Origin of the sequence: Marinobacter sp. ANT_B65, from assembly GCF_002407605.1 — a bacterium.
In the GTDB taxonomy this organism is placed as follows: Bacteria; Pseudomonadota; Gammaproteobacteria; order Pseudomonadales; family Oleiphilaceae; genus Marinobacter.
On sequence record NZ_NXGV01000006.1, the window covers coordinates 108159 to 132698 of the forward strand.

At 52.3% G+C, this 24540-nt stretch carries 20 protein-coding genes; 9 read left to right on the forward strand and 11 right to left on the reverse strand.

All coding sequences use genetic code 11. The features are described 5' to 3' along the window. Positions 1 to 39: 39 nt before the first annotated feature. Positions 40 to 1107 (reverse strand): CDP-glycerol glycerophosphotransferase family protein, encoded by a 1068-nt coding sequence (locus tag CPA50_RS18880; protein WP_096784103.1) that lies wholly within the window; start codon positions 1105 to 1107, stop codon positions 40 to 42. After that, entirely contained in the window at positions 1108 to 2181 is a 1074-nt protein-coding gene (locus CPA50_RS18885) for a glycosyltransferase family 4 protein (protein WP_227519730.1), read from the reverse strand. Between the two features lie 201 nt (positions 2182 to 2382). Here CPA50_RS18885 and CPA50_RS18890 point away from each other — a divergent pair, with 201 nt between their 5' ends. Genes CPA50_RS18890 through CPA50_RS18900 form a run of 3 tightly spaced genes read left to right on the forward strand, consistent with a single transcriptional unit; the run spans position 2383 to position 5370 of the window. Continuing rightward, on the forward strand, positions 2383 to 3981 hold the full coding sequence (locus tag CPA50_RS18890; RefSeq protein ID WP_096784104.1) for an aldolase catalytic domain-containing protein: 1599 nt from the start codon (positions 2383 to 2385) through the stop codon (positions 3979 to 3981). A gap of 7 nt (positions 3982 to 3988) precedes the next feature. Continuing rightward, positions 3989 to 4726 carry a 3-deoxy-manno-octulosonate cytidylyltransferase gene (locus tag CPA50_RS18895; RefSeq protein WP_096784105.1) on the forward strand — a complete coding sequence of 246 codons (738 nt, stop codon included), beginning with the start codon at positions 3989 to 3991 and terminating at the stop codon, positions 4724 to 4726. Then, a complete protein-coding gene (locus CPA50_RS18900; protein WP_096784106.1) occupies positions 4723 to 5370 on the forward strand; it encodes an HAD family hydrolase in 648 nt (215 codons plus the stop codon). The genes CPA50_RS18895 and CPA50_RS18900 overlap by 4 nt, the downstream gene beginning before the upstream one ends. Here the strand turns inward: CPA50_RS18900 and CPA50_RS18905 are convergent. Continuing rightward, positions 5349 to 6080, reverse strand: a complete 732-nt coding sequence (locus tag CPA50_RS18905) for a 3-deoxy-D-manno-octulosonic acid kinase (protein WP_096784107.1) — start codon at positions 6078 to 6080, stop codon at positions 5349 to 5351. The two genes, CPA50_RS18900 and CPA50_RS18905, sit on opposite strands and share 22 nt — an antisense overlap. A gap of 160 nt (positions 6081 to 6240) precedes the next feature. Between CPA50_RS18905 and CPA50_RS18910 the strand changes: the two genes are divergently transcribed. The 4 genes from CPA50_RS18910 (at position 6241) to CPA50_RS18925 (ending at position 10688) form a co-directional block, all read left to right on the forward strand. Next, positions 6241 to 7287 carry a glycosyltransferase family 9 protein gene (locus CPA50_RS18910; RefSeq protein WP_096784108.1) on the forward strand — a complete coding sequence of 349 codons (1047 nt, stop codon included), beginning with the start codon at positions 6241 to 6243 and terminating at the stop codon, positions 7285 to 7287. After that, entirely contained in the window at positions 7284 to 8672 is a 1389-nt protein-coding gene (locus CPA50_RS18915; protein ID WP_096784109.1) for an O-antigen ligase family protein, read from the forward strand. The genes CPA50_RS18910 and CPA50_RS18915 overlap by 4 nt, the downstream gene beginning before the upstream one ends. Before the next feature lie 109 nt (positions 8673 to 8781). Continuing rightward, entirely contained in the window at positions 8782 to 9717 is a 936-nt protein-coding gene (locus CPA50_RS18920; protein WP_096784110.1) for a glycosyltransferase family 8 protein, read from the forward strand. After that, complete coding sequence (locus CPA50_RS18925) at positions 9714 to 10688, forward strand: glycosyltransferase family 8 protein (RefSeq protein ID WP_096784111.1); 975 nt, start codon at positions 9714 to 9716, stop codon at positions 10686 to 10688. Before CPA50_RS18920 ends, CPA50_RS18925 begins: the two co-directional genes overlap by 4 nt. Positions 10689 to 10897: 209 nt before the next feature. Here the strand turns inward: CPA50_RS18925 and CPA50_RS18930 are convergent, their stop codons facing one another. The 3 genes from CPA50_RS18930 to glnE all read right to left on the reverse strand — a co-directional run bounded on the left by CPA50_RS18930 (position 10898) and on the right by glnE (position 15301). Next, a complete protein-coding gene (locus CPA50_RS18930; RefSeq protein ID WP_096784112.1) occupies positions 10898 to 11302 on the reverse strand; it encodes a DUF6165 family protein in 405 nt (134 codons plus the stop codon). Positions 11303 to 11391: 89 nt separating this feature from the next. Next, a complete protein-coding gene (locus CPA50_RS18935; protein WP_096784113.1) occupies positions 11392 to 12318 on the reverse strand; it encodes a branched-chain amino acid transaminase in 927 nt (308 codons plus the stop codon). 79 nt (positions 12319 to 12397) lie between these two features. Then, the gene (gene glnE / locus CPA50_RS18940) at positions 12398 to 15301 is read right to left on the reverse strand and encodes a bifunctional [glutamate--ammonia ligase]-adenylyl-L-tyrosine phosphorylase/[glutamate--ammonia-ligase] adenylyltransferase (protein WP_096784114.1); all 2904 of its coding nucleotides are present in this window, start codon (positions 15299 to 15301) and stop codon (positions 12398 to 12400) included. A 78-nt stretch (positions 15302 to 15379) separates the two neighbouring features. On the opposite strand from glnE, the gene CPA50_RS19825 reads away from it, so the two are divergent. Next, positions 15380 to 16549 carry a potassium channel family protein gene (locus CPA50_RS19825; RefSeq protein ID WP_096784115.1) on the forward strand — a complete coding sequence of 390 codons (1170 nt, stop codon included), beginning with the start codon at positions 15380 to 15382 and terminating at the stop codon, positions 16547 to 16549. A gap of 73 nt (positions 16550 to 16622) precedes the next feature. Here the strand turns inward: CPA50_RS19825 and CPA50_RS18950 are convergent, their stop codons facing one another. From CPA50_RS18950 to typA, 5 genes are all read right to left on the reverse strand, one after another. Further along, positions 16623 to 17513: a CYTH domain-containing protein gene (locus tag CPA50_RS18950; protein WP_096784116.1), complete on the reverse strand. Its 891-nt coding sequence runs from the start codon at positions 17511 to 17513 to the stop codon at positions 16623 to 16625. 96 nt (positions 17514 to 17609) lie between these two features. Continuing rightward, positions 17610 to 18587: a porin gene (locus CPA50_RS18955; RefSeq protein WP_096784117.1), complete on the reverse strand. Its 978-nt coding sequence runs from the start codon at positions 18585 to 18587 to the stop codon at positions 17610 to 17612. Between the two features lie 358 nt (positions 18588 to 18945). After that, positions 18946 to 19407: a D-aminoacyl-tRNA deacylase gene (dtd, locus tag CPA50_RS18960; protein ID WP_096784118.1), complete on the reverse strand. Its 462-nt coding sequence runs from the start codon at positions 19405 to 19407 to the stop codon at positions 18946 to 18948. Between the two features lie 97 nt (positions 19408 to 19504). Beyond that, entirely contained in the window at positions 19505 to 20467 is a 963-nt protein-coding gene (gene pip / locus CPA50_RS18965) for a prolyl aminopeptidase (protein WP_096784119.1), read from the reverse strand. Positions 20468 to 20598: 131 nt separating this feature from the next. Then, the gene (typA, locus tag CPA50_RS18970) at positions 20599 to 22410 is read right to left on the reverse strand and encodes a translational GTPase TypA (protein ID WP_096784120.1); all 1812 of its coding nucleotides are present in this window, start codon (positions 22408 to 22410) and stop codon (positions 20599 to 20601) included. A 621-nt stretch (positions 22411 to 23031) separates the two neighbouring features. Between typA and glnA the strand changes: the two genes are divergently transcribed. Then, positions 23032 to 24435: a glutamate--ammonia ligase gene (gene glnA, locus CPA50_RS18975; RefSeq protein ID WP_096784121.1), complete on the forward strand. Its 1404-nt coding sequence runs from the start codon at positions 23032 to 23034 to the stop codon at positions 24433 to 24435. Positions 24436 to 24540: the final 105 nt, after the last annotated feature.

Here is a 24540-nt window from a genome sequence, read left to right on the forward strand (position 1 = left end):
GGAACTCTGTCTCCAGTTTCGACATCAAGATACCGTTAGTTAGTCAGGCGTTTTCGCCAGCTCTCTGCGCAGGCGACGTCGGACTTTGAGTTTCCTGATCAGATTCAACGGCTTGTTTTTTAAAGTGTGCACTTTTTCGGCCAGGAACTGATCAATCGCATCCAAAACCCTCTCGCTCGAACGCCCGTCAACAAACTCATGGAGATCCCGGCACAGACGCCTTTGTGCTTCAAGAAGTCCTTCCGGGCGCTGAACCGCCTGGGAGAGCCCAGCCTCTAACAGGTCAACGTCTTGCACATCTATAAGATATGGCCCCGGCATTTTTGTGCGGAAAGTCACCACAGGCCGCTGGAGAAACATGAATTCAAACATAATGGACGAAGTGTCACACAGCATGAGATCGGCTTCAGGCAGTAGCGGAATCAAGTCCTCATCACTCTCGACGAACCTCAGGTTGGCACCCCGCATTGACCGGTAACGTTCAACGGTACTCTCGTCCATCTTCGGATGCAGTGTCACAATAAAACGCCACCGCCCACTCTGCGAAAGTTCCTCGATTTTGTCCGCCAGCTGCGGAGCACAAGTGACCGACCGGCTGAAGGTTGAGGCAAAAAATACCGTTGGAGGTTCATCCTCAGCACGGACCCGCTCACCACCAACGACATCTTTCAGCAATGGATCGAGCTTGGGCCAGCCGGTTTTGGCGACCGAAAAATGTCCCAGTTCTTGCGCTAAAGCCTGAAATTTTTCGGTATCCCCCTCAGCCTGAGTACAGTAAAGATCAAACCAGCCACGAATCCGGTAGTGGTCACTTTCATCTTCACTTTTGTGTCCACGCTTGTTTCTCGCCATTCCATGGAATACTTCTACTTTTATACCCGGAAAAAAGTAAGGCACCCAGTCGCCCGGCACAAACGTCGCCGCCGCCCCATAGGCTTCCACCTCTTTGACGGTCTTCAATCTCTTCTCATCAGGCTTCAGGGGGGCCGTTGAACACCCGGCAACAAACCATGCAACCTCGTCGCCCCGGCGCCGGATTTCCGCCTGCAATGGGCGCAGAATCGAATAGGAGTAAGGTTGATTAACGAAGAAAAGGTAGCGGCGCATTCAGTTCTGCCCCGTTAACCCGCAATAGATGTTACCCATCTGCTGCACAGTCCGGGAGGTATGGAAATCCGTGTCTATCCGCCGGCGAGCATTACCTCCCATCCGCTCCAGGAGTTCCCTGTCCCGGTATAGCTTCAACAATGCATCACTGAGCGACTGCGCATCATTGGGAGGCACTACCAGCCCGCTCACACCCTGTTCAACAAGCTCAGGCATACCGCCAACATCCGTCACAACAGGTGTCACTCCGTAAGACATGGCCTCAATGACCGCGCGGGGCAAGCCTTCACGCTCCTTGGAGGGCAAAACAAAAATATCACTGGCGGCAGCAAGTGCGGGAGCATCTTTCCTGAACCCTGTGAAGTGCACCCGTTCAGGGTTAGGCAATGCCTGCACCTGTTGCCGAAGCGCTTCATTCCGGTCCAGATCCCCCACCAGCAACAAGTGAACAACAACATCAGAGGGTAACCGTGCCAGAGACTCCACAAGCACATCGAAACCCTTTCTCGGCACATCCCTTCCTGTGCAGCAAATCGTGAATGCGCCTTCAGGAATACCAAATTCCTGCAGGTCTGCAGGGGTATCCCGATACCACCCCAGATCATGCCCCTTGTATACTGTTTTCAGTTTCGAGGGCGGCAAGTGCAACCAGAGAAAATGCAATCCGGCGAGATAGTTCCGAATGGCCTCCGCCACACAAACGATACAATCTACTCTGGGGTGAAGGAAGGTAATCCAGGATTCCGGGTTGAGGTAACTGATGTTGCCAATGATGCCCCGGTAAGCAACTATCTTTATCGGCATCCCGCGGCTGGCCCGCAACGCACAGGCAAGAGCGCGTGGATTGAATGCATGCACAACATCGTACGCTCCAGTCTCCAGCACTTTGCGAATAGCCGCAGTTCCTTCTTTATCAAAGCGATTTTTCAGGGCAATCTGACCAGCAATCAGACCGGCATGGCTCAACCTCTCAAAGTTCGCGCCATCCGGGTTCGCCATAACATCTATGGGGAACCCTTCATTTCTCAAGCCGATAAACAATTCGCTTTCCGGCCGGTCACATTTGTCGGTCAAACAAAGAATTCCGGGGCGCTTTGCTGGGGACTGTATTTCAATCAAACCCGATTCCTTCTACTCTATTCGTGACGCCGTATTGCACTGCTATTACGGCATAGTATCCTCTGATTGCACAGTTTACTGCCTGGCAAAAAGAAAGTCCTGAACAACCGTGCCGGGGCTATTTATCAGCAACCAACTTACGTCTGGAAACAATAGATGATCCTTCTCGATTGCACGTTAAGAGACGGTGGTTACTACAATGCCTGGGACTTCCACCCCACTATGGTTCAGTCATATCTGGCTGCTATGCAGGCAGCAGGAGTCGATGTCGTTGAGCTGGGTTTCCGCTCGCTGAAGACCAATGGATTCAAAGGCGCCTTTGCCTATAGCACTGATGAGTTTCTTTACTCACTGAGCATCCCGCCAGGCATGAAAGTCTGCGTCATGGTAAATGCCTGTGAGCTTGTATCGCCTGATTTGTCTCTGGAAAATCTGTCGACACTGTTTCCTTGTGGAGCCGACGACTCACCAGTTGGTTTGGTCAGAATCGCCTGTCACGCGCATGAGTTTGAAAAAGTCCTGCCTGCTTCGCGCTGGCTGCAGGAGCATGGATACAGGGTCGGATTCAATCTCATGCAAGTTGCCGATAAACCACACAACGAGATCATACAACTGGTACAGCAGGCCAATGATTTCCCCATCGACGTTCTCTACGTTGCCGACAGCCTGGGAAGCATGAGCCCGGACGAGACCCGGAACCTGGTCGAATCAGTCAGAGACGGATGGCAGGGAGCCATAGGCATTCACACTCACGACAACCAGGGGCTTGCGCTGCAAAACTCCCTTGCTGCAGCAGAGGCAGGTGCAACCTGGGTTGACGCAACCGTGACCGGAATGGGGCGGGGCCCGGGCAATGCAAAAATGGAAGAACTTCTCATTGCCATAGCAGACGAGCTGCCAGAACAGCCGAACCTGATACCTCTTCTGGCCCTGATCCGCAGACACTTCCAGCCAATGAAAGAGCATTATGGCTGGGGCACGAACCCCTATTACTATCTGGCGGGAAAGTACGGGATCCACCCGACATACATCCAGTCCATGCTGACAGACTCACGATACACAGAAGAAGACCTGCTTGCAGTTATTGACCGGCTGCGAGTAGAAGGAGGCAAAAAATTCAGCCTCGACACTCTTGATGCCGCTCGCCATTTTTATAAGACGGAAACGACGGGGTCCTGGAACCCCGTCGAGCTATTCAAAGACAAAACCATTCTTTTGCTTGGAACCGGGCCCAGCGTGCGGCAATACAGCAAGGCGCTTGAGAGTTACATTGAACGCCACCGCCCCGTTGTTGCAGCATTGAACGCACAGCAGGATATTCCGGCGGCACTGATTGATGTAAGGATTGCATGCCACCCAATGCGCCTCCTCGCAGATTGCGACGAACACGCACGCCTGCCGCAACCTCTGATCACCCCTGCATCCATGTTACCGCCCGAGGTAAAGCGGGCTCTGGGCAACAAGTCCATTCTCGACTATGGTCTCAGCGTCGAGGCAGATACCTTCAGGTTTTCTTCAGAAAGCTGCGCCGTACCCTCATCTCTGGTTGCCGCATACGCACTCGCCGCAATTGCCAGCGGTGGCGCATCGCAGATTCTCATGGCCGGATTTGACGGCTATGACTCTGACGATCCCCGGTCTATCGAGATGAATCAGATCATTAATGCATACTACAACTCCGGGGGAGCAACACCGCTAATGGCCGTCACGCCGACGCGCTACCGACTCCCCATTCAGTCCATCTATTCACTCTGAGGCATCCATGAGAAGCGTCGTACTGATTCCCGCTCGCTATGCGTCGTCCAGATACCCTGGCAAACCTCTCGTCAACCTGATCAACAAGCCAATGATTATCTGGGTTGCGGAACTCTCAGCCCGTGCTGTCGGCCGCGAACACGTCTACGTGGCCACGGATGACGACCGTATTGCCAATGTCGCGAAAGCGGCCGGTTTTCAGACTGTAATGACCAGTCCGGAAGCTCTGACAGGTACCGACCGGCTTGCAGAAGCTGCGGAGCAGATCGATGCGGACATATTTATCAATGTCCAGGGAGATGAGCCATTGGTCATGCCAGAAGATATCCTGAGAGTCCGGGACGCAAAGCTGGCCGACATGGACTCGGTTATAAACGGGTTTAGCTGGGTATCCGGGCAGGAAGATGTTCACAGCGTTAATATCCCTAAGGTCATTACCACCGAAGACAATCAGCTCGTTTACATGTCCAGACTGGCCCTGCCCGGTTTTAAAGATCCGGAAAATGCACCACAAGCCTACAAAAAACAGGTATGTATTTACGGTTTCAGTAAACCTCAACTGGCAGCATTCAGACGGTTTGGGCGGAAAAGCCTGCTGGAGAAGTCCGAGGACATAGAAATCCTGCGTTTCCTCGAACTCGGAGTGCCAATAAAGATGATAGAAACTCACCCGGGCAGCCTCGCTGTCGACGTTCCGGAAGATGTACCTGGTGTAGAGGCGGCACTAAGGAAGCGGCTCTCATGATTCGTGGAAAATCGGAATACCGGACTCTGATTTTTGACTGTGACGGGGTGGTTCTGGATTCCAACCATCTCAAGACTGACGCCTTCTTCAAGGCTGCTCTTCCCTATGGCCAGGATCTGGCTTGTGCGCTCGTGGATTATCACCGTAACAATGGCGGCATCTCCCGGTATCGCAAGTTTGACTATTTCCTCAGCCATCTGGTTCCCGAGGGAGCCAGAGGTCCCTCCCGCGAAGAGCTCCTGGCAGAGTATGCGAAGCTGGTATTCAACGGATTATTGTCATGCGAGGTTGTTCCCGGCCTGGACCAGCTAAAAGCATCCATGCCTGATTGCCGGTGGCTGATTGTCTCAGGAAGTGACCAGGACGAACTCAGGACAGTTTTCGGGAAGCGACAACTCGCCCCCCTTTTTGAAGGAGGAATATTTGGCAGCCCGGATAGCAAAGATCAGATCCTTGCCCGCGAGATGTCCAGAGGAAACATTCTCCAGCCAGCACTCTTTCTGGGTGATAGCCGTTATGATCATGAGGCTGCCAGAAACGCGGGTCTGGACTTTGTTTTTATCAACCAATGGACAGAATTCAGCGAGTGGCGGAATTACTGTCGCCTGAACAACATCGCGGCTCACCCGGCCTTGCCCTGGTAACCCTCTTTCAGCCCAACCCAGCGGTCTTCCAGACCTCCCGCATTCTCACGGGGCCAGCTCAGGCGCTCCAGAGAGCGATGAAGCCTTGCCAGATTTGCAGCTTTCCAGGAAGCAGCCCGGTTTGATTTTTCCCTGATCTCCCCCTTGTCAAAATCGATAAGATAAAAGCCGTCGTCCCGAACCAGAATATTGAAACAATTCAGGTCGGCATGACATACGCCGGCATCATGGAACCGGCGAAGAATCCCACCAAGGGACCGCCACCGATTTAAGGAAAGATCACCGATACGGTCGGCCAGCGGTGCAGAATCCTTCAACCTCTCAAGAAGGATTGCCCCCTGATAAAAGGTAGAAGCCGTCTTCCTGTAACCTGCTGCAATGGGCCGGGGAACGGGGAAACCATCATCGTGCAGTTTCAGCAGGAGCCGGAATTCCGCAAACGAACGAACTCGTTTTTCACCAAGATAGAGGTAATTGGATCTGGAGATTCGTGCAACAAGCCCTCCTCGCAAGTACTTTCGCAAGACTGCCGACATGTCCGCCGTCTCAACAAACCACGCCCCTCCACGACCGCCGCTGGTGACGGGCTTCGCGGCCACACCCCAGGCATCCGGATCAAACCATGCCGGAGTAACAATGGCCCCATAGTCCTCACGGGCTATAGAGACAAAGTCATGCTCTCGCGAAATACACACACCGTCGACCATCATAACTCTCGTTAAATTAATGAAATTGCGCTCAACCGCTCCGAACGATCTGAGACGATTTTCGCTGAGTCAGTTAGAATACTCCAAAGTTTATCAGTGATCGCAAGCAATGCTCCATGGAAGGCAATAACGGCTTAATGAAACCCAACAGGACTTCGGTTTAATGAAATCAGTCTGCATTCTTCGCCTGTCTGCGATAGGCGATGTCACTCATGTCGTGCCCGTTGTTCTCAGCCTTCAAGAGCAATGTCCGGGCATCCATATCACCTGGATTATCGGTAAAATCGAGTCACGCCTGATCGGTGACCTTCCCGGTGTCGAATTTATTGTATTCGACAAAAAGAGTGGCTGGCGCGGCTACGCTGAATTCTGGAAAAATATGAGGGGGCGCAGATTTGATGCTCTGCTGCACATGCAGGTTGCTCTCAGGGCAAACCTTGTTTCTGCCTGTATCCGCGCAAAAATCCGGGTGGGTTATGACAAAGCACGGAGCAAGGACCTGCATGGATTATTTGTTAACCGCCGGATTCCTGCCGCCACCAGACAGCATGTCCGGGACTGCCTTGCGAGTTTTCTGACACCTCTTGGCCTCAAACCCGCGCCGGCAAAATGGTTGATACCTGTTTCTGACTCCGACCGGAGCTTCGCATCAGCTTATCTGAGACAGGATCGCCGGAACCTGATTATCAGCCCCTGTGCCAGCCATATACTTCGCAACTGGTCACCAGATCGTTACGCGCTTCTGGCCGACCATGCAATCAGGCAACATGGAATGAACGTCATTCTGGTTGGCAGCCCTGCGACTTTCGAAATAGATTTTTGCAATTCCATTGCCAGTCAGATGCAGGAACCTGCCATTAACATCTGTGGTAAGGACACCCTCAAACAGCTGACGGCTTTAATGGCCGCCGCTGACCTTGTAGTTGCCCCGGATACAGGGCCCGCCCACATCGCCAGCGCAGTGGGCACCGACGTCATTGGTCTTTATGCTGCGAGCAACCCGCATCGTTCCGGCCCATACAACTCATTACCATGGTGCGTTGATCACTACGATGAAGCACTGGAGATCTATACCGGAAAGAACACTGAATCAGCCCGCTGGGGAGCAAAAGCAGAATTTGAAGGCGCCATGGATCTGATCTCGGCGGATGAAGTCTGTGCAAAGCTTGACGAGTGGATAGCCCAGCGGAGCTGCGGAAACATCCAATGACCAGCGTCGCGCCGACATCAACATTCAGGGCCTGGCTGTCCCTGAAGAGCCGCGCCGAAATGCTGTTCATCGCAGCCCTTGTGACCTATATATTCTGCTACCTCCCGGTCCTGGCAGCATACAGAGGCGCAGAGAGTGTAATGATTCTGACCTTTATCTGGCTGGTTTTCATTTCAGGCAGAAAAACAGGTTTGAGATCCCGTGTTATCCATGATCCTCTGTTCCTCTCATGCACAGTGATGCTGGGATTCCTCGGTCTTGCAAGGCTATGGTATTCCTACACTTTACCGCCGGGCATCGATCCGGGAATTCGTGAAACACGGTATTTCCTGAAGCCGGCAATGGTATTTCTCGTCGCCTTAGGTATGGGAGTGCTTGCGCGTCCTTATCGCTGGCACCTTCTGCTACTGAGTATGTCAGGGCTTGCTACCTACTTACTGACAACCGTTGGAACTGGCTACTGGACTCAAGCCTGGGAAGGAAAACGGACGGACTTTGGCATTCACAATGCCCAGCACACCGCCATGTTCCTGGGAACAGCCTTGATAGCCATGGTTTGTTTCACATCCCGGCTCGTTAAAACCTGCCCACCTCGTGGGCTCCGTACAGTGGCATTAGCTCTTGTTGTTATCACGTTTGCCATAGCGGCTTTCGTGTTTATCAGCACCCAGACTCGCGCAGCCTGGCTCGGCATCCTCACAGGCGGCACTATTGGCGTCGCAACCACTGCATGCCTCATATGGAAGAAAAAAGACTCTGCCCATGACCAGCGGAACAGTAAACCTGTTTTTATTCTGGTCTTATTGCTCTTGTTTGGCACCGTGCTTGCCAGCCTGAGCACTTCAGAACGGATTAAAGAATCCTATAACAGTCAAACGCTTTCTCTGGGTCAATACATCACCCTGGATAGCTCCCCTCCTGACCCACAGACCAGCCATGGTATTCGGCTACTGTCCTGGCGAGTCGCTCTGGAATGGTTGAAAGAACGCCCGCTGGTGGGTTGGGGGCCGGGCAGTGTCAAAGACCTGATTGACCAGTCCAGCTTTTTCTCAGACGGGTTCAAGCACAACTTTGGCCATATGCACAATTCGTTGGTTGAAAGCCTCGTCGCGAACGGATTGACAGGGACGTCAATTCTGCTGTCCATGATAATTTGGCTGGGCATAGCGACATTTATCGCCCATCGAAGAGGCCGGATGCCCGACGATGTTTTCATTTTCGCTCTCAGTTTTTTCGGATTCTGGACCCTCATAAACCTCTTTGAATCATACGTCCTTTACACCACAGGGCATTATATCAATGCCGTATTCGGTGGATTCATATACTCGTTCTATCTTCAACCGCAAGACGAGGAAGCCAGCAACCTGATGGGCTGTCACAATTGACTCAGGGTAATCAATACACTTAAATCGTATCTCTAGTATGCTTGCGGCCGCTACCCGATCACGATCATCTGTAGGTCTATCTATTCATTCTATCTGCGAGGAAAACCACATGGCTGACACACCTCAGGTGGCAGCATGCTGTGACGAAAACTACGCAACCTATGCAACAGTGATGATGCTTTCAGCGCTCCATTCCTGCCAGGGCAGCATTGATTTCCACCTCATCAATTGCGGGATCAGTCCGCACACCGTTGACGCGATGCAACAATGCATCGAAGATCACGGCGGCACTCTCATGGTTTATCAGCCAGATGACTCGTTGTACGAAGGGATTCCGGCAAGCAGATACGGAATTGCAACTTACCAGCGCATTAACCTTCCGGAATATATCCCGAGTCATATAAAAAAAATTATATATATCGACTCAGACACTCTGGTACTGAATGACCTGTCCGATCTTTGGCTGACCAATATGGAAGGCCAGCCTGTCGCAGCGGTAGAAAACCTGTCACCCAAAGCATGTATTGGCATCGGTGTTGAAAGAAGTGACTACTTCAATGCAGGCATATTAGTGATGGATCTTGAACAATGGCGAGCAGAAAACATTCATCGTGATGTAACAGAATATGCCCGTGAGCACGCGGGCAAACTTCAGTTTCACGACCAGTGCAGCCTGAACGCTGTGCTGCAAGGCCGCTGGACGAGGCTGCCAGTGCGCTGGAACATGCAGTCTGATATTTACAAGGTGGCGACCAAGTATGCTGATGGTTGCAGCTACTCCGTAGAAGAGCTTGAAGCAGCTATTCTGACTCCAAGCATTGTTCATTTTACGGGCAAAAAGAAACCCTGGAAAATTGTCTGTTTTCACCCATTTAAGGATTACTATCGGTTGTTTATCGGGAAGACACCCTGGGCTGATCAGCGCCCCCCTGACGATACCTTGCAGGCCCGGTGGACGTTTTTCACCGCATTTCGCCAGAACTGGAAATATTGGCGGCGCAAGAGTCAACTTTCAGAACGCTATCGGGTTAACCAAGTATTATGAGTAACTCAGAAATCAGAACAATCGCCACAGATCATGTCGGTATTGTGGCAAGCGCGGACGAGAACTATGCCCCCCACCTGGCAGTTCTGTTCACGTCTATCCTGAAAAACTGTCCAACTCCTCACCGGCTTCGACTGTTTTGTATCGACGGAGGCATCCATCCTGAAACACAGAGCTGGATGCAGGAGGAGGTGAAAAGGGCTGGCGGCGAAAATATCGACTTTGTGCGCATCGACAGAACCAAATACGACAATCTGCCTACGATCAAACACATAACTTCATCCGCCTACTACCGCATTTCAATCCCCGAGATTTTTGACAGCCAGGTTAAAAAAGTCATTTACCTGGACTGCGACATGATCGTGAGGGGCAACATTATTGATCTGTGGTCTATTGATATAGACGGCTACCATATCGGCGCAGTGGAGAATTTGTCGGGCCATACTTATCAGAAGCTTGGAATTCCCCAGAATGAATACTTCAACTCTGGAATGTTGCTGATAAACCTCGATCTATGGCGCCGGGACAAGATTCCCGAAAAGGTTTTCGCTTTCAAGCGGGATAACCCTCACCGCATCAGCACCAATGACCAATGCGCACTAAACGGCGTACTACACAAGTCATGGAAACACCTTGCCCTGACCTGGAATCATCAGACTGGTCTTTATCGTCCGGATGAGCAGATATGGGCTTTTGCGGAGCAGGATGTCAACGACGCCCTTATCGACCCCAAAATCATTCACTATATCGGGTGGGACAAGCCATGGCGAAAAGTCCGGTTCCACCCGCTTGCAGGCGAGTATGACCGCTATGCTGACCAGTTAACGCGTTCACCACGGGCGCAGCCTACAGCAAAAGATTATTGGTCAGCGTATTGCTCTGTCTCTCGACTGAAAAAACTAAAAAGGAGGCAATACTGGCGGAAGTGGTATGCAAGCAAAGGGTTTTCGTTATACCCGGCCAAACCATAAGGCTCAGCGTGTTGTGCAACAGCTGCCCGTGCATTGAGCATAATTCTGCAGGGCATGTTCCAGACAGGGATTGTCTGGCAAAGCTCGCGGCGCAATCGAATTGCCTGTGCGACTTTGTTGGGGCCATTCGCCCAAAAAGCATCGGCGACTAAAGAAAGTGACCGGCACAAAGTGGAGGGGGGAGCAGAGGATTAAATGCCCCCCGACATTCAACTACGGGCGGTATAGTCCTGGTAGGACTTCTCTTCTACAAACCTCGACCCGAGCGCAAGATTAATGTCTTTCTTCAGCGCTGCCCGCTTATCATTCGTAACATATACGGCACGAGCCAGCTCAATGAATCTGGGCCCAAAATTCTGTGCAGCCTCTTCATCCCGGATATCATCCTCAATAACCCAAAGCTCTTCATTAACCGCTTTCAGCTGTTTACGCAGATCGGCAATGGCGTTCTGATCCTTTACTGCCTCGTTCCAGGTCGCACTGAGTTCATCCAGTTCGAGCCGAACATTATGCAGCTTGGCTTCATCCTTGATACGTTCGGATTTGATTTCCAGAATAGTGATCTTATCGAGAACTTCGCCGAAAGAAACCGGAACTTTAATGACATCAGCCATTTTCTGCACCTGCCAATTTGATGAATTTAAAAACAAAGAAGCCGCCCGACTACCTGACAGCAGCGGACGGCTACAAAAAAAATTTACTCTCAGCTTTTGACCGACGTCAGCCAGTCGCTATGCTGCGGGAGCTTTCCTTTAACCGCATCGAAATACATTGCCTGCAGTTTTTCAGTAACCGGTCCGCGCTTACCTGCGCCAATAACACGACCGTCCAGCTCACGAATTGGTAACACTTCAGCTGCTGTGCCCGTAAAGAAGGCCTCGTCAGCAATGTATACTTCATCACGGGTGATGCGTCGTTCTTTCACAGGGATACCAAGGTCGCCTGCAAAGTCCAGGATCGTCTGACGGGTAATGCCTTCAAGGCAAGATGTCAGCTCGGGCGTATGCAAGACGCCATTACGCATGATGAAGATATTCTCACCGGAACCTTCCGCTACATAGCCTTCATTATCCAACAAGAGCGCTTCTTCACAACCACTGGCAATAGCTTCATTCAACGCCAGCATGGAGTTGATATAGTTGCCATTAGCCTTGGCCTTACACATGGTGATGTTGACATGGTGGCGCGTATAAGACGATGTGCGCACTTTGATGCCGATTTCTTTGGCTTCTGGCGACATATATGAAGGCCAGCTCCAGGCGGCGACCATCACATGAACTTTCAGGTTATCTGCACGCAGTCCCATTCCTTCTGAACCCAGAAAAACCATCGGACGCAGATAAGCTTCGTCGAGGTTATTCTCCCACACGGCCGCACACTGAGCTTCATTGAGCTCTTCTTTGCTGAAGGGGATTTTCATGTTCAGAATATGGGCAGACCGGAACAGTCGATCCGTATGGTCCTTCAGGCGAAAAATAGCCGCGCCATTCGCAGTGCTGTAGGCTCGCACCCCTTCAAAACAGCCCAGGCCGTAGTGCAGAGTGTGGGTCAGGACGTGGGTTTTGGCTTCGCGCCAGGGAACCATTTCACCATCCAGCCAAATAACGCCATCGCGATCAGCCATCGACATTCTTCGTTGCTCCTAAAAAAGCAGTTTTCGGGGATCGGATATTCTAGCAGGATTTTTTGGTAGAACGACACCCAGAGCGCTATCCCACCATGATTTTCTGCCAGACTGACCGGATATGCCGCCGCTCGTCCATAAATGCATCACCTGCCACCTGGCTGTTAAGGTTCTGGAGCGCCCGCCGGTGAATGCTTGAACGCAGGGCAATATAGGCTTCTCGTAGCCTTTCTGCATCTTCCACCGACAATACGCCGGCACTGCCCAGCTCTTCGAGTTGCCGGATATTGTCAGACCAGCGGGTCAATTCCGGATATGTTTCACACCATGCAAGTACGAGATATTGCACCATAAATTCGATATCCACTATTCCGCCAGCATCGTGCTTTATGTGAAAAACTTCCTTGCGCTGGCTTTCCGGGGTACCCAGGTTCGATCGCATTTTTTCACGCATATCCAGCACCTCCTGTCGCAGCGTGTTTTTGTCACGATGCTGGCAAAGAATATCGTGCCGGATTGCCTCAAAAGCCGCGAGTGTGTTGCGGCACCCTGCGACACCCCGGGCCCGGGCAAGCGCCTGGTGCTCCCATGTCCAGGCATCGCTACGCTGATATTTTTCAAAGGCCTGCAGAGAACTTACCAGCAGCCCCGAATTACCCGACGGCCGCAACCGCATATCGACATCATACAGCTGCCCCGAAGGAGTCTGTGCATTGAGTATATGAACAATTCGTTGCCCAAGGCGCGTATAGAACACTGCGTTGTCAATGGACTTGTCACCATCAGTTGCCAGCTCCGGGTCCGCATTATGAACAAATACCAGGTCCAGATCAGACGTGTAGCCCAGCTCAATCCCGCCCAGTTTTCCGTAACCAATGACTGCAAAATCCGTTTCATTGGATGCACCGTCAATCCCGCCCGGGAGGCCATGACGTGCGACCAGATTGGCAAAGGCCACATCAACAACGTGATCGAGAACAACCTCGGCAATCCATGTCAGGTAATCACTTACCTTCATCAATGACAAAGTGCCCTTCAGCTCAGATGCGGCGACGCGGAGCGAGTGGGCCTTTTTGAAATGCCTCAGAGATTCCATCTGGTTTTCCAGATCATCGTAGGAAATCCGAAGCATCTGCTGGCGCAGATCGTCCTGAAGCTCTTTTTTTGCGGGTGGGGTATACAGGCTTTCAGCATTAAGCAATTCATCCAGCAGAAGCGGCGTCTCCGCCAGCTGCCGCGCTATCCAGGGACTCTCGCTGCAGAGCTTGACCAGCTGGGCACGAGCCCCGGGATTCTCAAGGAGCAGAACCATGTATGCAGTTCGGCGCAAAATAGCTTCCACCAGCTGTAGCACCCGGGACAGGGTTTCTGAAGGATTCCTGACCTCGGCCAGTGCCGCCAGCAACACTGGCATGAACTGATTCAGCCGCGTACGCCCTTGCGTCTGCATTGTTTGAACCGTGCGACTGTCTCGCAAGCTACCAAGCAGAGCCAGGCTGCCAGCCGGGTCTTCGTATCCGTGCTGTTTCAGCCACTGCGCATCAGAGACCTCGTCAGCCTCTGCGAGCCAGAGTTCAAACCAGCCTTCATCAAGAGGCGACTGCGCGCCCTCCTCATCCTCTTCGGTGGCAATAATATTGGCGAAATGTGCGGCAACTTTTTCACGATGATGCGCCAGTTCTTGCCGACAGCCCTCCCAGTCTTCAAAGCCCATGATCAGCGCAACCCGCATTCTTGAAAGCTCATCTTCAGGCAACAGCTGGGTCTGTTTGTCTTCCATTCCCTGCAGGGCATGCTCCAGATTGCGGAGAAAAACGTAGGCGTCACGAAGTTCTTTAATCACCTGCGAGGGCAGAAGCTCAAGTGCCTCGAGTTCACTCAGGATTATCAGCAGCTCCCGCTGCTGCAACTCCCTGTCACGACCACCACGGATAAGCTGAAATGCCTGAACCACAAACTCGATTTCACGGATGCCCCCACTACCAAGCTTGATGTTGTCTTCCAGCCCTTTTCTCCGGACTTCACGGCTTATCATCGCTTTCATACTGCGCAGAGATTCAAATGCGCTGAAATCAATATACCTGCGATAGACAAATGGCCTGAGGCTTGCCATAAGAACCCGGCCGGCTGCCGGATCACCGGCCACCACCCTCGCCTTCACCATTGCGTAACGCTCCCAGTCACGCCCCTGGTCCTGGTAATAGGTTTCCAGTGCTGCAAAGCTCAGCGCAAGAGCACCACTCTGGCCATAGGGTCGGAGACGCATATCAACACGAAACACAAAGCCGTCGGCGGTAATCTGATCGAGAGCCTGAATCAGGCGCTGTCCCAGACGGATAAAAAACTGCTGATTATCGAGAGAACGCTTTCCACCTCGGGTTTCGCCATTTCCCGGAAAAGCGAAAATCAGGTCAATATCAGAGGACACGTTCAGCTCTCGCCCACCCAGCTTCCCCATTCCAATCACGATCAGCGACTGGGGCACGTCTGAGCCTGATACCGGGTCCACACCCCAGGGAGTACCGTACTGTTCACACGCCGCACTGTGCAGCCAATCAAGAGCCCCTTGAATGCACACATCGGCAAACGCGCTTGTTGCAGCCATGGTTTCCGATAAATCAGCCCAGCGCATCAGGTCCCGCCAGATAATGCGGAACTGTGTTTCCCTGCGGAAACGGCGCAATGCGGCATGCAAAGAGGGTTCGTCTGTTACATCCCTCAGGTATTCATTCAGCCGCGCCTGAAGAAAACCCGGAGTGGTCGGTTCACTCAGCGCCCGCGACTCCAACAGAAGTCGCACCTGTTCCTGGTGCCTCTCAATTGTCTGGCGCAGAAACAGGCTCCGGGCCATTGCCTGAGCGATTACTTCAGCCGATATGCAGGCATCTCCTTGCAGCCAGTCGGGCAGACCAGCCGGAAATACCGACGGCCAACTGGCAGCGACATCGGCTGCCAGATGCGACGGAAGGCAACTCCACGGCTCAGACATAATGCAAACCCCTGTTTCTCTGTTATATTTCCGTTACTGTATAACGAACTTACCCCAGACTGAACAGGCTAACACCGGATGCTGAAAAACCGCTTTCCTCTTAACGCCGAACATGGGCAGAGCCAGGTACCCAGAGGCGGACTGATTCGGAAGCGGGTAAAGCGCCTGTTCATGATCTTGATGGGACTGCTGGCCACCCAAATATTGATTATCTGGTCCGTTGAAGACCTGACTCTTTTTGAGTCACTGTGGATGACGATGACCACCATCGCCACGGTAGGCTACGGCGACTTCGCTCCCGTTACCTACGTCGGGCGGATCAGCACCATCCTGCTGATGTTCGTGGGCGCAATCACCATGCTGACACTGATTGTCAGCGATTTTATCGAATACCGGTTCTACCGCCGGGAACGCATTCTCACCGGACGCTGGATTTATAAAATGAACAACCACATTGTTATCATAAATACCCCGAAACACGGCGGCGTGACCTACTTCATGCGCTTCGCAACGCAGATCCGTTCGGTTGAAGGTTATGAAACCATTCCCATCATGCTACTTACCCGCGAATTTCCGAACGGCCTTCCTGCCGAACTGTCCGACCTGGGCATAGTTCACTTTCATGGATCGGGATTCGATCCCGAAGCCCTGAAAGCCGTGCACGCAGGAAGTGCAAAGTACATTGTTGTGCTGGCAGCCGATGAATCCGATCCTCACTCAGACAGCCTCACATTCGATATAGCCCACCGTCTGGGCGAGCTCAACCTTGGCCCGAAAACAACAGTAGAATGTGTAACAGACACCAACCGAAGCCGTTTCAAAGCGCTCGGGGTTCAGGCCGTTATACGTCCCGTTCGCACCTATCCTGAAATCATGGTACGCGCTGTGGTTGCGCCGGGGTCGGAAAAAGTGCTGGAAGACATGTTCAACTATGAGCAGGACCATCCGCACAGGTACGACCTGAAGCTGGACGACCTCAACTGGGCTGACATAGTCAGTGCTTTGATTCGCCACGGCATAGGCACTGCGCTGGCGTACATCGATGAGAATGATGAAGTCATCTGCCACCCACCCGTGACAGGTGAAATTCAAGGCAAAGGGCTTATCGTACTGGTCAGATCAAGTGACACACCGGACCTTGAAGTAGTTAAAGAGGCACTGCAGCGCTATCGTACTTTTATGGAGAAATGGAGAAATATGCAGGACACCACAGCGACATCCAAGGCATCTCCTCCCGCAGCTAACTGAGTATTCTTCCGGTTTTTACCTGTTTCCGGCAAACCTCAAACTGCCGCAGTTGTTAATAAAGCCCGGACTGGGTTTATCCGCTCGCCTGACGACTCAGCAGCATACCAAGCTGACACTGGCCCATTTCAGGATCGCTCAACACACCACTTAAAGATTCGCCCCCGGCCAGACGCCCGGCAACACGGGAAAAAGCCTGCCCCAACCCGCAGGCTTCAGCTTCGGCATGAAGCGCCTGAACATCCACACCGTCAAAAGATACAACACTCTCCGTCAGCCATGCTTTACTGAGCTGCCGCAAGAAACAATCAAAGTCATCGTGCCTGGCATCGGTAGAAACAGCACTATCTGTAACTGACAGCTCTGCCGCCCTGATCCCCGCAAGATAGTATCCCTGCTCGGCTTTGCTGATCAGGTTCAGGAAAACAGGACAATGCCGGGCAAGCCTTTCAGCCCAGACCAGAAGACGGGAAGGATCACCGGATTTGAGCTCGAACTCTACTTCATTAAGCGGCTTTTGATGGCCTGCACTCTTAATGACACCGCTATCCAGCGCACATTCGATCACGGCCTTGCCATCATCCAGCATGACAATCTGCCGGGTAAAATTGGTTTCAAACACGGGGGCCAGACGAGCCAGGTTAATATTATCCCCAAGCGGCGTGTCTGCAAGCAGGCCCAGAGATAACGAAGCTTCAGCAACGGGCCATTCCCATTCCTGGCGGCGATGAGCCCCACCGACGAACTCTCCCCGGGTTTTTAGCGTCTGAATAAAATGGCTTCCAGCCTGACGCACACGAAGAGCTGCGTGCTGACGATTCAGCTCTGCCTCTGGCGTATCGTAATAGCAATTCACCAGAAGCTTCTTGCCCCCTTTTGCAGCTTCAGGATGGGTCAGCAGCCAATTCAGCACCGTTTTGATGCAGTCCGGATCAATACTCAGCTTGATTTCCAGCTCTTCAGCCATACCTCTTGCACCTTTAATTCCGCAAACCCAAAAAACAAAAACCGGTGACCCTGAGGTCACCGGTTTTCAATACTGACTGACTAGCTGGTTAGCTGATCAGAAGTAGTATACCGCACCAACTGCTGCGATAGTGCGCTCGTCACCAGTAGCGACGGTGCCGTCAGGATCAGCATAGATTGAGCTGTCAGCGTTAGACAGGTAACCTTCGAAATAAACGTACATGTTGTCTGATACGTTGTGCAGCGCCTGCAGAATGATGGTGTCATTCTTGTCGTCAGTTGCGTCAACATCTTGCACCTGGTAAGACAGCGCAAACTGGTTCGCGCCCAGAGTGTACACACCCATCACGCCCATGAGGTCATCAACGTCCTTGCGAGTCTGATATTCACCAATCAGGCTGAAGTCACCCATGCTATAGGTTGCAGTCAGACCATAGCTGTTTTCATTGTTCGGGCCTGCACCACCATCGTTAGAGTCCATAGCAGCAGAGATTTCAAGAGCGTCTACTGCGTAAGTGGCCACCAACTGGTAAGGATAAGACTTGTCTGCGCCGCCTTTAGTATCGTTGTCACCATTGATCTGAACAGCAGCTGCCAGAGTCAGGCCACCGAAGGACGGAGACATGTATTGAACCAGGTCGCCTTCGCCGGTTTCGTAATTGGCGAAAATGTCAGAACCGTATTCGTGGAAGTTACCGATTTTAACGATAGCACTCTCGTATACGGAGTCATCAGAACCAACCCATACCTGACCGAAGCTGTCGCCTTTCACACCAATGTAGGCTTCGTCCAAAGAGTCGATACCGTTGCTGCTGGACTTGTCGTCAGCGTTGATGCCTTCGAGCTCCAGCTTGAAGAAACCAGTGATGCCCGGAGCAATTTCGTGGTCATGCTTGATGCCCAGAGTAGAACCGTTATCAGCGTGCTCAATAGCAGAACCTGCACCGTCAACATTGGTGTGCGTTACCACGTACTGGATATTACCGTACACAGTCGGCAGGTTGCTTTCCTGAGCCAGCGCGGTGCCAGAAAAAGTGGCTGCAGCGATAGCTGATGCAATGAGTGTTTTCTTCATGTTGTATGTCCTTTTGCGAGTTAATTCAGTTTTTAGCAACGGGTCAATCCCGATTTCTATAAGGCGCCCCAGCACGACTGGATGGCTCCGATTCTACGATTACCGTATGTCAGGTTTGTGACATAACAGCAACTTTTCTTATTGTTGAGGTCTGAGCTTTGCCAGATCTTTATAGTTCATAGACTTACGGCACTCTCTTAAAGCACCAACTAATGAGTCTTTTGTAATACAACATCGCTTCGTTTGCAAATTTTTAATGCCAAACTATTAGCTCATTTGGAACCAGAAGCGCAACCCTTTATTCCTCTGTGCGCTTCGAGCATGACCCGGGAGCAAAAAATCCTTGGTTTTCGCCGACCTATCTCTCGTGCCTGTCACGAGTTGAAAGCATAAAAGTCACTGGCCCATCATTAATCAGACTCACTTTCATATCGGCACCAAAGCAACCCTCCGCCACCCGGTCAGCACCCATGTCAGCACGGGCAAACTGGAGGAACGCAGCATAGCGATCTATAGCAAAATCCGGGCCAGCAGCCCGGGAAAAGCCCGGACGCGTACCAGAAGAAGTATCTGCAGCGAGAGTAAACTGGGGAACAACCAAGAGGGCACCATCAGTGTCTAGAACACTTCGGTTCATACGGCCTGTGTCATCGGGAAAAATACGATAAGTGAGAACTTTTCGGCACAGATCCTTCGCCTCTTTATCCCCATCCCCCTGCTCCACGCCCAGCAGCAACAGAATGCCAGCACCTATCCGGGAAATCTCACGGCCCCCGACCTCGACACTCGCTTCCGATACCCGCTGGACAAGTCCTTTCATCCGCTATGCTGATCGCTCTGGCAAAATGGAAATTAAAACCGCGTAAGATTGTATCCATGCTCAAAGGTCCCCGCAACCTTTGTTACGCCACATAGCGTCAGCCCGCACGCTCCACCGTTTTCGCCATCACTTCATCAACGCCCCGGATAAGAGCATCCACAATGGCCGGTTCAGAGGCGGAGTGCCCTGCATCGCGGATAATTCGCAAATCTGCTTCGGGCCAAGCCTTACTGAGAGCGAGAGCATTGTCCAGCGGACAGACCATATCGTAACGGCCATGCACAATAACCCCCGGAATATCCTTGAGTTTGTGTGCGTCCCGTACAATCTGGTTATCTTCCAGAAAAGCAGAGTTCATGAAGTAATGGCACTCGATACGCGCCAACGCGATTGCAACATGGGGGTGGCCAAAGTGCTCAACAACCCGTGGATTAGGATGCAGAGTTGCGCAGCGACCTTCCCAGACCGACCAGGCCTTTGCCGCCTGAATCTGTTCCAACTCATTGTCACTGGTCAACCGGCGATAGTATGCGCTCACCATATCTCCACGCTCGCTTTCGGGTATCTGCGCCTCAAACTCCAGCCAGTAATCCGGAAACACCCGACTTGCGCCGTCCTGATAGAACCAGGAAATGTCTTTGGGACGACACAAGAAAATCCCTCGAAGAACAAGCCCCAACACCCGCTCTGCATGGGTCTGAGCGTATATGAGACAGAGAGTCGAGCCCCAGCTTCCACCAAACAGCAGCCAACGCTCAATGCCCAGAAACGTGCGTATGGTTTCCATATCCTGAACCAGCTTGTCCGTACTGTTTCCTTCCAGCTCGGCGAGAGGCGTAGAACGACCCGCCCCACGCTGATCCATCAGGATAATCCGGAAGCGCTCAGCATCAAAAAAACGCCGATGGTAATCCTCGCACCCACCCCCGGGGCCACCATGAACGAAAAGTACAGGGATACCGTCAGGGTTTCCGCTCTCTTCAATATAAAGCTCGTGAGGCAAGTCGACCGCCAGCTTATGCCTGGCATAGGGTTTAATATCCGGGTACAAATTGAGCATTCGCCTCTCCACCGATCAGATAGATTTCAACGGTATTGTAGCGGAGTTGGCCGCATGGTGGGCGAGCTTTGCGAAAAGCACAAAAAAGGCCGGAGCTGTTACCAGCGCCGGCCTTGTTCAACACACAAGCATTACTTCTTGCCTGCGCGCTTACGCTCATTCTCTGTCAGGTGCTTCTTGCGCAGACGAATGGACTTGGGCGTCACTTCAACCAGCTCGTCGTCGTCAATAAACTCAAGCGCCTGCTCCAGAGTAAACTTGATAGGAGGCACCAGGGAAATAACCTCATCCTTGCCCGAAGCACGCATGTTGTCGAGCTTCTTGCCTTTTGTGGGGTTAATCACCAGGTCATTGTCACGGCTGTGAATACCACAGAGCTGACCTTCATAGACTTCCTGACCAGGGTCAAGGAACAACTTACCCCGACTCTGGAGCGTCTCCAGGGAGTAGGTCAAAGCCGTACCCTTAGCCATAGAAACCAGAACGCCATTCTGACGATTGGTCACATCACCAACCTTGATTGGACCGTAATGACTGAAAGTTGAGGTAAGAATACCTGTACCGGACGTCATGGTCAGGAAGGTATTACGGAAGCCAATCAGACCACGTGCCGGAATGGTATATTCAAGGCGCATACGGCCCTTGCCATCCGGAACCATGTTGGTCAGATCGCCTTTACGCAACCCCATCTGCTCCATCAGAGGGCCCTGGTGCTGCTCTTCAATGTCTACGATGACGTTCTCGTAAGGCTCTTGCTTCTCGCCGTCCACTTCCTTGATAACTACTTCAGGACGGCCTACTGCGAGCTCAAAGTTTTCGCGACGCATGTTTTCAATCAGAACTGACAGATGCAGCTCGCCACGACCAGAAACTTTGAACTTGTCCGCGGAATCGCCTTCTTCAACGCGCAAGGCTACGTTGTGCAGCAATTCTTTCTCCAGACGATCTTTAATATTCCGGCTGGTTACAAACTTGCCTTCCTTACCACAGAAAGGTGAGTCGTTAACCTGGAAGGTCATGGATACAGTAGGCTCGTCTACCGTCAATGGCGGCAGAGCCTCAACGTTATTCATGTCGCACAGGGTGTCGGAAATGAACAGCTGATCAAGGCCGCTCACGCAGACAATATCACCAGCCTGAGCTTCATTAACTTCCACACGCTGCAGACCAGAGTGGCCCATGATCTTCAGAATCCGGCCCTGACGCTTCTTGCCATCAGCACCAACGGCAACCACTGGCGAGTTGGTTGTGATCTTGCCGCGAGCGATACGACCAATACCAATTACACCGAGAAAGCTGCTGTAATCGAGCTGGGACACCTGCATCTGGAAGGGGCCGTCCGGATCCACCGCCGGGGCTGGAACGTGGTCGACAATTGCCTGGAATACAGCATCCATATTGTCACTGAGATCTTCATGATCCAGACCAGCAATACCATTCAGCGCACTGGCATAAACAATAGGGAAATCCAGCTGCTCATCGGTTGCACCAAGGCTGTCAAACAGATCGAAAACCTGGTCTACAACCCAGTCCGGCCGGGCACCAGGGCGGTCAATCTTGTTGACTACCACAATCGGGCGCAGACCGGCCGCAAAGGCTTTTTGTGTCACGAAGCGGGTCTGAGGCATCGGGCCGTCGATGGAATCAACCACCAGCAGCACGCAATCTACCATGCTCATTACCCGCTCCACTTCACCACCAAAATCAGCGTGGCCCGGGGTGTCCACGATATTGATATCGTAGCCATTCCATTTCAGTGCGGTGTTTTTGGCCAGAATGGTAATGCCACGTTCTTTTTCCTGGTCATTGGAGTCCATAACCCGCTCGTTCTCGAGCTCTTTACGATCCAGTGTGCCGGACAAACGCAACAACTTGTCTACGAGGGTGGTTTTACCATGGTCAACGTGGGCGATAATGGCGATATTTCGAAGTTTTTCAATCACAAAATTAATCCTGCGGCATGCACTAAATGACCTGAGAGGGTCGTTCACGGGCTAAAAGCCCGCACATGCCATCTCAAATCTGTAAAATGAACTCATCCACTCGAAGCCTGATGGCCCCCGGTGCCTCACATATGCCAACCAGATCGATGGTCCGGACAGATGCGGAGAAAATGAAGCGGCGCGCAGTATATCGAAAACTCCGCAACGTTTATATGAAGAAAAACGCCTATTTCTTAATCAATTCCGCCTGACAAACGCTGTGCACCAAATTAGAGCAAATCAGTGGCCACTCTTTCTCGGACGCACCATTATGGAGCGAAACCTTGCCGTCGCAAACATTAGTTTACAGGATCTCACCCACACAAGCCGGCTCCAGATGCCTCATCTGCGCTAAATAAAGCTGCTGCCAGGAAGCAAGCCGTAAAACTGGCAAGCACCTTGCTTTGATTCCATCACCAGGTTTTCGGGCACTTGTAAATCCGAAATGTGAAGGTAAGCATCAGCAGCTTTTGCTAAGCTGCATGGGCCCGAACAAGAGACCGGAATCCAGCCCCCCAGAGCAATCCGGGATATGATCACGAATACACCCGCAACGCGGGATTACTTTATGGAGCATCCACAATGTCCAAGACAGTTGATTTGATTAAAGAACACGAAGTCAAATGGGTTGATATGCGCTTCACCGACAGCCGGGGCAAAGAACAGCACGTCACCATCCCCGCATCCGACATCGATGAAGACTTCTTTGCAGAAGGTAAAATGTTTGATGGTTCCTCCATCTCTGGCTGGAAAGGCATCAACGAATCCGACATGATTCTGATGCCGGATGACACCAGCTCAGTTCTTGATCCGTTCACAGAAGAAAGCACCATCAACATCACCTGTGACATTGTTGAACCATCTACCATGCAAGGCTACGAGCGGGATCCACGCTCTGTTGCCCGCCGGGCTGAAGAGTACCTGAAATCAACAGGCATCGCTGATGGCGCCCTGTTTGGCCCTGAGCCCGAGTTCTTCGTTTTCGATTCTGCCAAGTGGAAAACCGACATGCAGGGCTCCATGTACGAGCTCTACTCCGAAGAAGCAGCCTGGGTTTCCGGCGATGACTTCGACCGCAACAACACGGGCCATCGCCCTGGTGTGAAAGGCGGTTATTTCCCGGTTCCACCAGTAGACAGCCTGCACGACCTGCGGGGCGCAATGTGCGCAGCCATGGAATCCATGGGTCTGGTTATAGAAGTACACCACCACGAAGTTGGCACTGCAGGCCAGTGTGAAATTGGTGTTGGCCCCAACACTCTGACCAATAAAGCCGACGAAGTTCAGATCCTGAAGTACTGCGTGCACAATGTTGCACACGCCTACGGCAAGACAGCCACTTTCATGCCCAAGCCGGTAGTTGGCGATAACGGCTCTGGCATGCACGTACACATGAGCCTGAACAAAGACGGCAAAAACCTGTTCGCCGGCGACAGCTATGCTGGCCTGAGCGAAATGGCGCTGTTCTATGTTGGCGGTATTATCAAGCACGCCAAAGCCATCAACGCATTCACCAACCCGGCCACCAACAGCTATAAGCGCCTGGTTCCCGGTTACGAAGCTCCGGTTATGCTGGCGTACTCTGCCCGCAACCGTTCCGCATCGATCCGTATTCCTTACGTGACCAGCCCCAAAGCCCGTCGCGTAGAAGTACGATTCCCTGATCCGGCAGCCAACCCGTACCTGGCATTTTCTGCTCTGATGATGGCCGGCCTTGACGGCATCCAGAACAAGATTCACCCTGGCGATGCCATGGACAAGGATCTGTACGACCTGCCCAAAGAAGAAGCCCTCAGCATTCCGAAGGTTGCTGAAACCCTGCAGGAAGCACTGGACTGCCTGAAAGAAGACCACGAGTTCCTGACCCGTGGCGGCGTATTTACTGAAGACATGATTCAGGGTTACATCGACCTGAAGCGTGGCGAAGTTGAACGCATCAACATGACTACCCATCCGGTTGAGTTTGAACTTTACTATTCTTGCTGATACCGGGCTGCACTGAATAGCAGCACGCAAAGCCCCGCTCCAGGTGAGCGGGGCTTTTTTATCTGGCCATTTTGTGACGTTCGGCACAATGCCGCCGCCCTTAAC

Excerpts from the sequence above, each read along its gene's own strand:
- CPA50_RS18880 (WP_096784103.1), bottom strand. The coding sequence starts at position 1,107 with ATGCGCCGCTACCTTTTCTTCGTTAATCAACCTTACTCCTATTCGATT.
- CPA50_RS18890 (WP_096784104.1), top strand. The coding sequence starts at position 2,383 with ATGATCCTTCTCGATTGCACGTTAAGAGACGGTGGTTACTACAATGCC.
- CPA50_RS18895 (WP_096784105.1), top strand. The coding sequence starts at position 3,989 with ATGAGAAGCGTCGTACTGATTCCCGCTCGCTATGCGTCGTCCAGATAC.
- CPA50_RS18900 (WP_096784106.1), top strand. The coding sequence starts at position 4,723 with ATGATTCGTGGAAAATCGGAATACCGGACTCTGATTTTTGACTGTGAC.
- CPA50_RS18905 (WP_096784107.1), bottom strand. The coding sequence starts at position 6,080 with ATGATGGTCGACGGTGTGTGTATTTCGCGAGAGCATGACTTTGTCTCT.
- CPA50_RS18910 (WP_096784108.1), top strand. The coding sequence starts at position 6,241 with ATGAAATCAGTCTGCATTCTTCGCCTGTCTGCGATAGGCGATGTCACT.
- CPA50_RS18915 (WP_096784109.1), top strand. The coding sequence starts at position 7,284 with ATGACCAGCGTCGCGCCGACATCAACATTCAGGGCCTGGCTGTCCCTG.
- CPA50_RS18920 (WP_096784110.1), top strand. The coding sequence starts at position 8,782 with ATGGCTGACACACCTCAGGTGGCAGCATGCTGTGACGAAAACTACGCA.
- CPA50_RS18925 (WP_096784111.1), top strand. The coding sequence starts at position 9,714 with ATGAGTAACTCAGAAATCAGAACAATCGCCACAGATCATGTCGGTATT.
- CPA50_RS18930 (WP_096784112.1), bottom strand. The coding sequence starts at position 11,302 with ATGGCTGATGTCATTAAAGTTCCGGTTTCTTTCGGCGAAGTTCTCGAT.
- CPA50_RS18935 (WP_096784113.1), bottom strand. The coding sequence starts at position 12,318 with ATGTCGATGGCTGATCGCGATGGCGTTATTTGGCTGGATGGTGAAATG.
- glnE (WP_096784114.1), bottom strand. The coding sequence starts at position 15,301 with ATGTCTGAGCCGTGGAGTTGCCTTCCGTCGCATCTGGCAGCCGATGTC.
- CPA50_RS19825 (WP_096784115.1), top strand. The coding sequence starts at position 15,380 with ATGCTGAAAAACCGCTTTCCTCTTAACGCCGAACATGGGCAGAGCCAG.
- CPA50_RS18950 (WP_096784116.1), bottom strand. The coding sequence starts at position 17,513 with ATGGCTGAAGAGCTGGAAATCAAGCTGAGTATTGATCCGGACTGCATC.
- CPA50_RS18955 (WP_096784117.1), bottom strand. The coding sequence starts at position 18,587 with ATGAAGAAAACACTCATTGCATCAGCTATCGCTGCAGCCACTTTTTCT.
- dtd (WP_096784118.1), bottom strand. The coding sequence starts at position 19,407 with ATGAAAGGACTTGTCCAGCGGGTATCGGAAGCGAGTGTCGAGGTCGGG.
- pip (WP_096784119.1), bottom strand. The coding sequence starts at position 20,467 with ATGCTCAATTTGTACCCGGATATTAAACCCTATGCCAGGCATAAGCTG.
- glnA (WP_096784121.1), top strand. The coding sequence starts at position 23,032 with ATGTCCAAGACAGTTGATTTGATTAAAGAACACGAAGTCAAATGGGTT.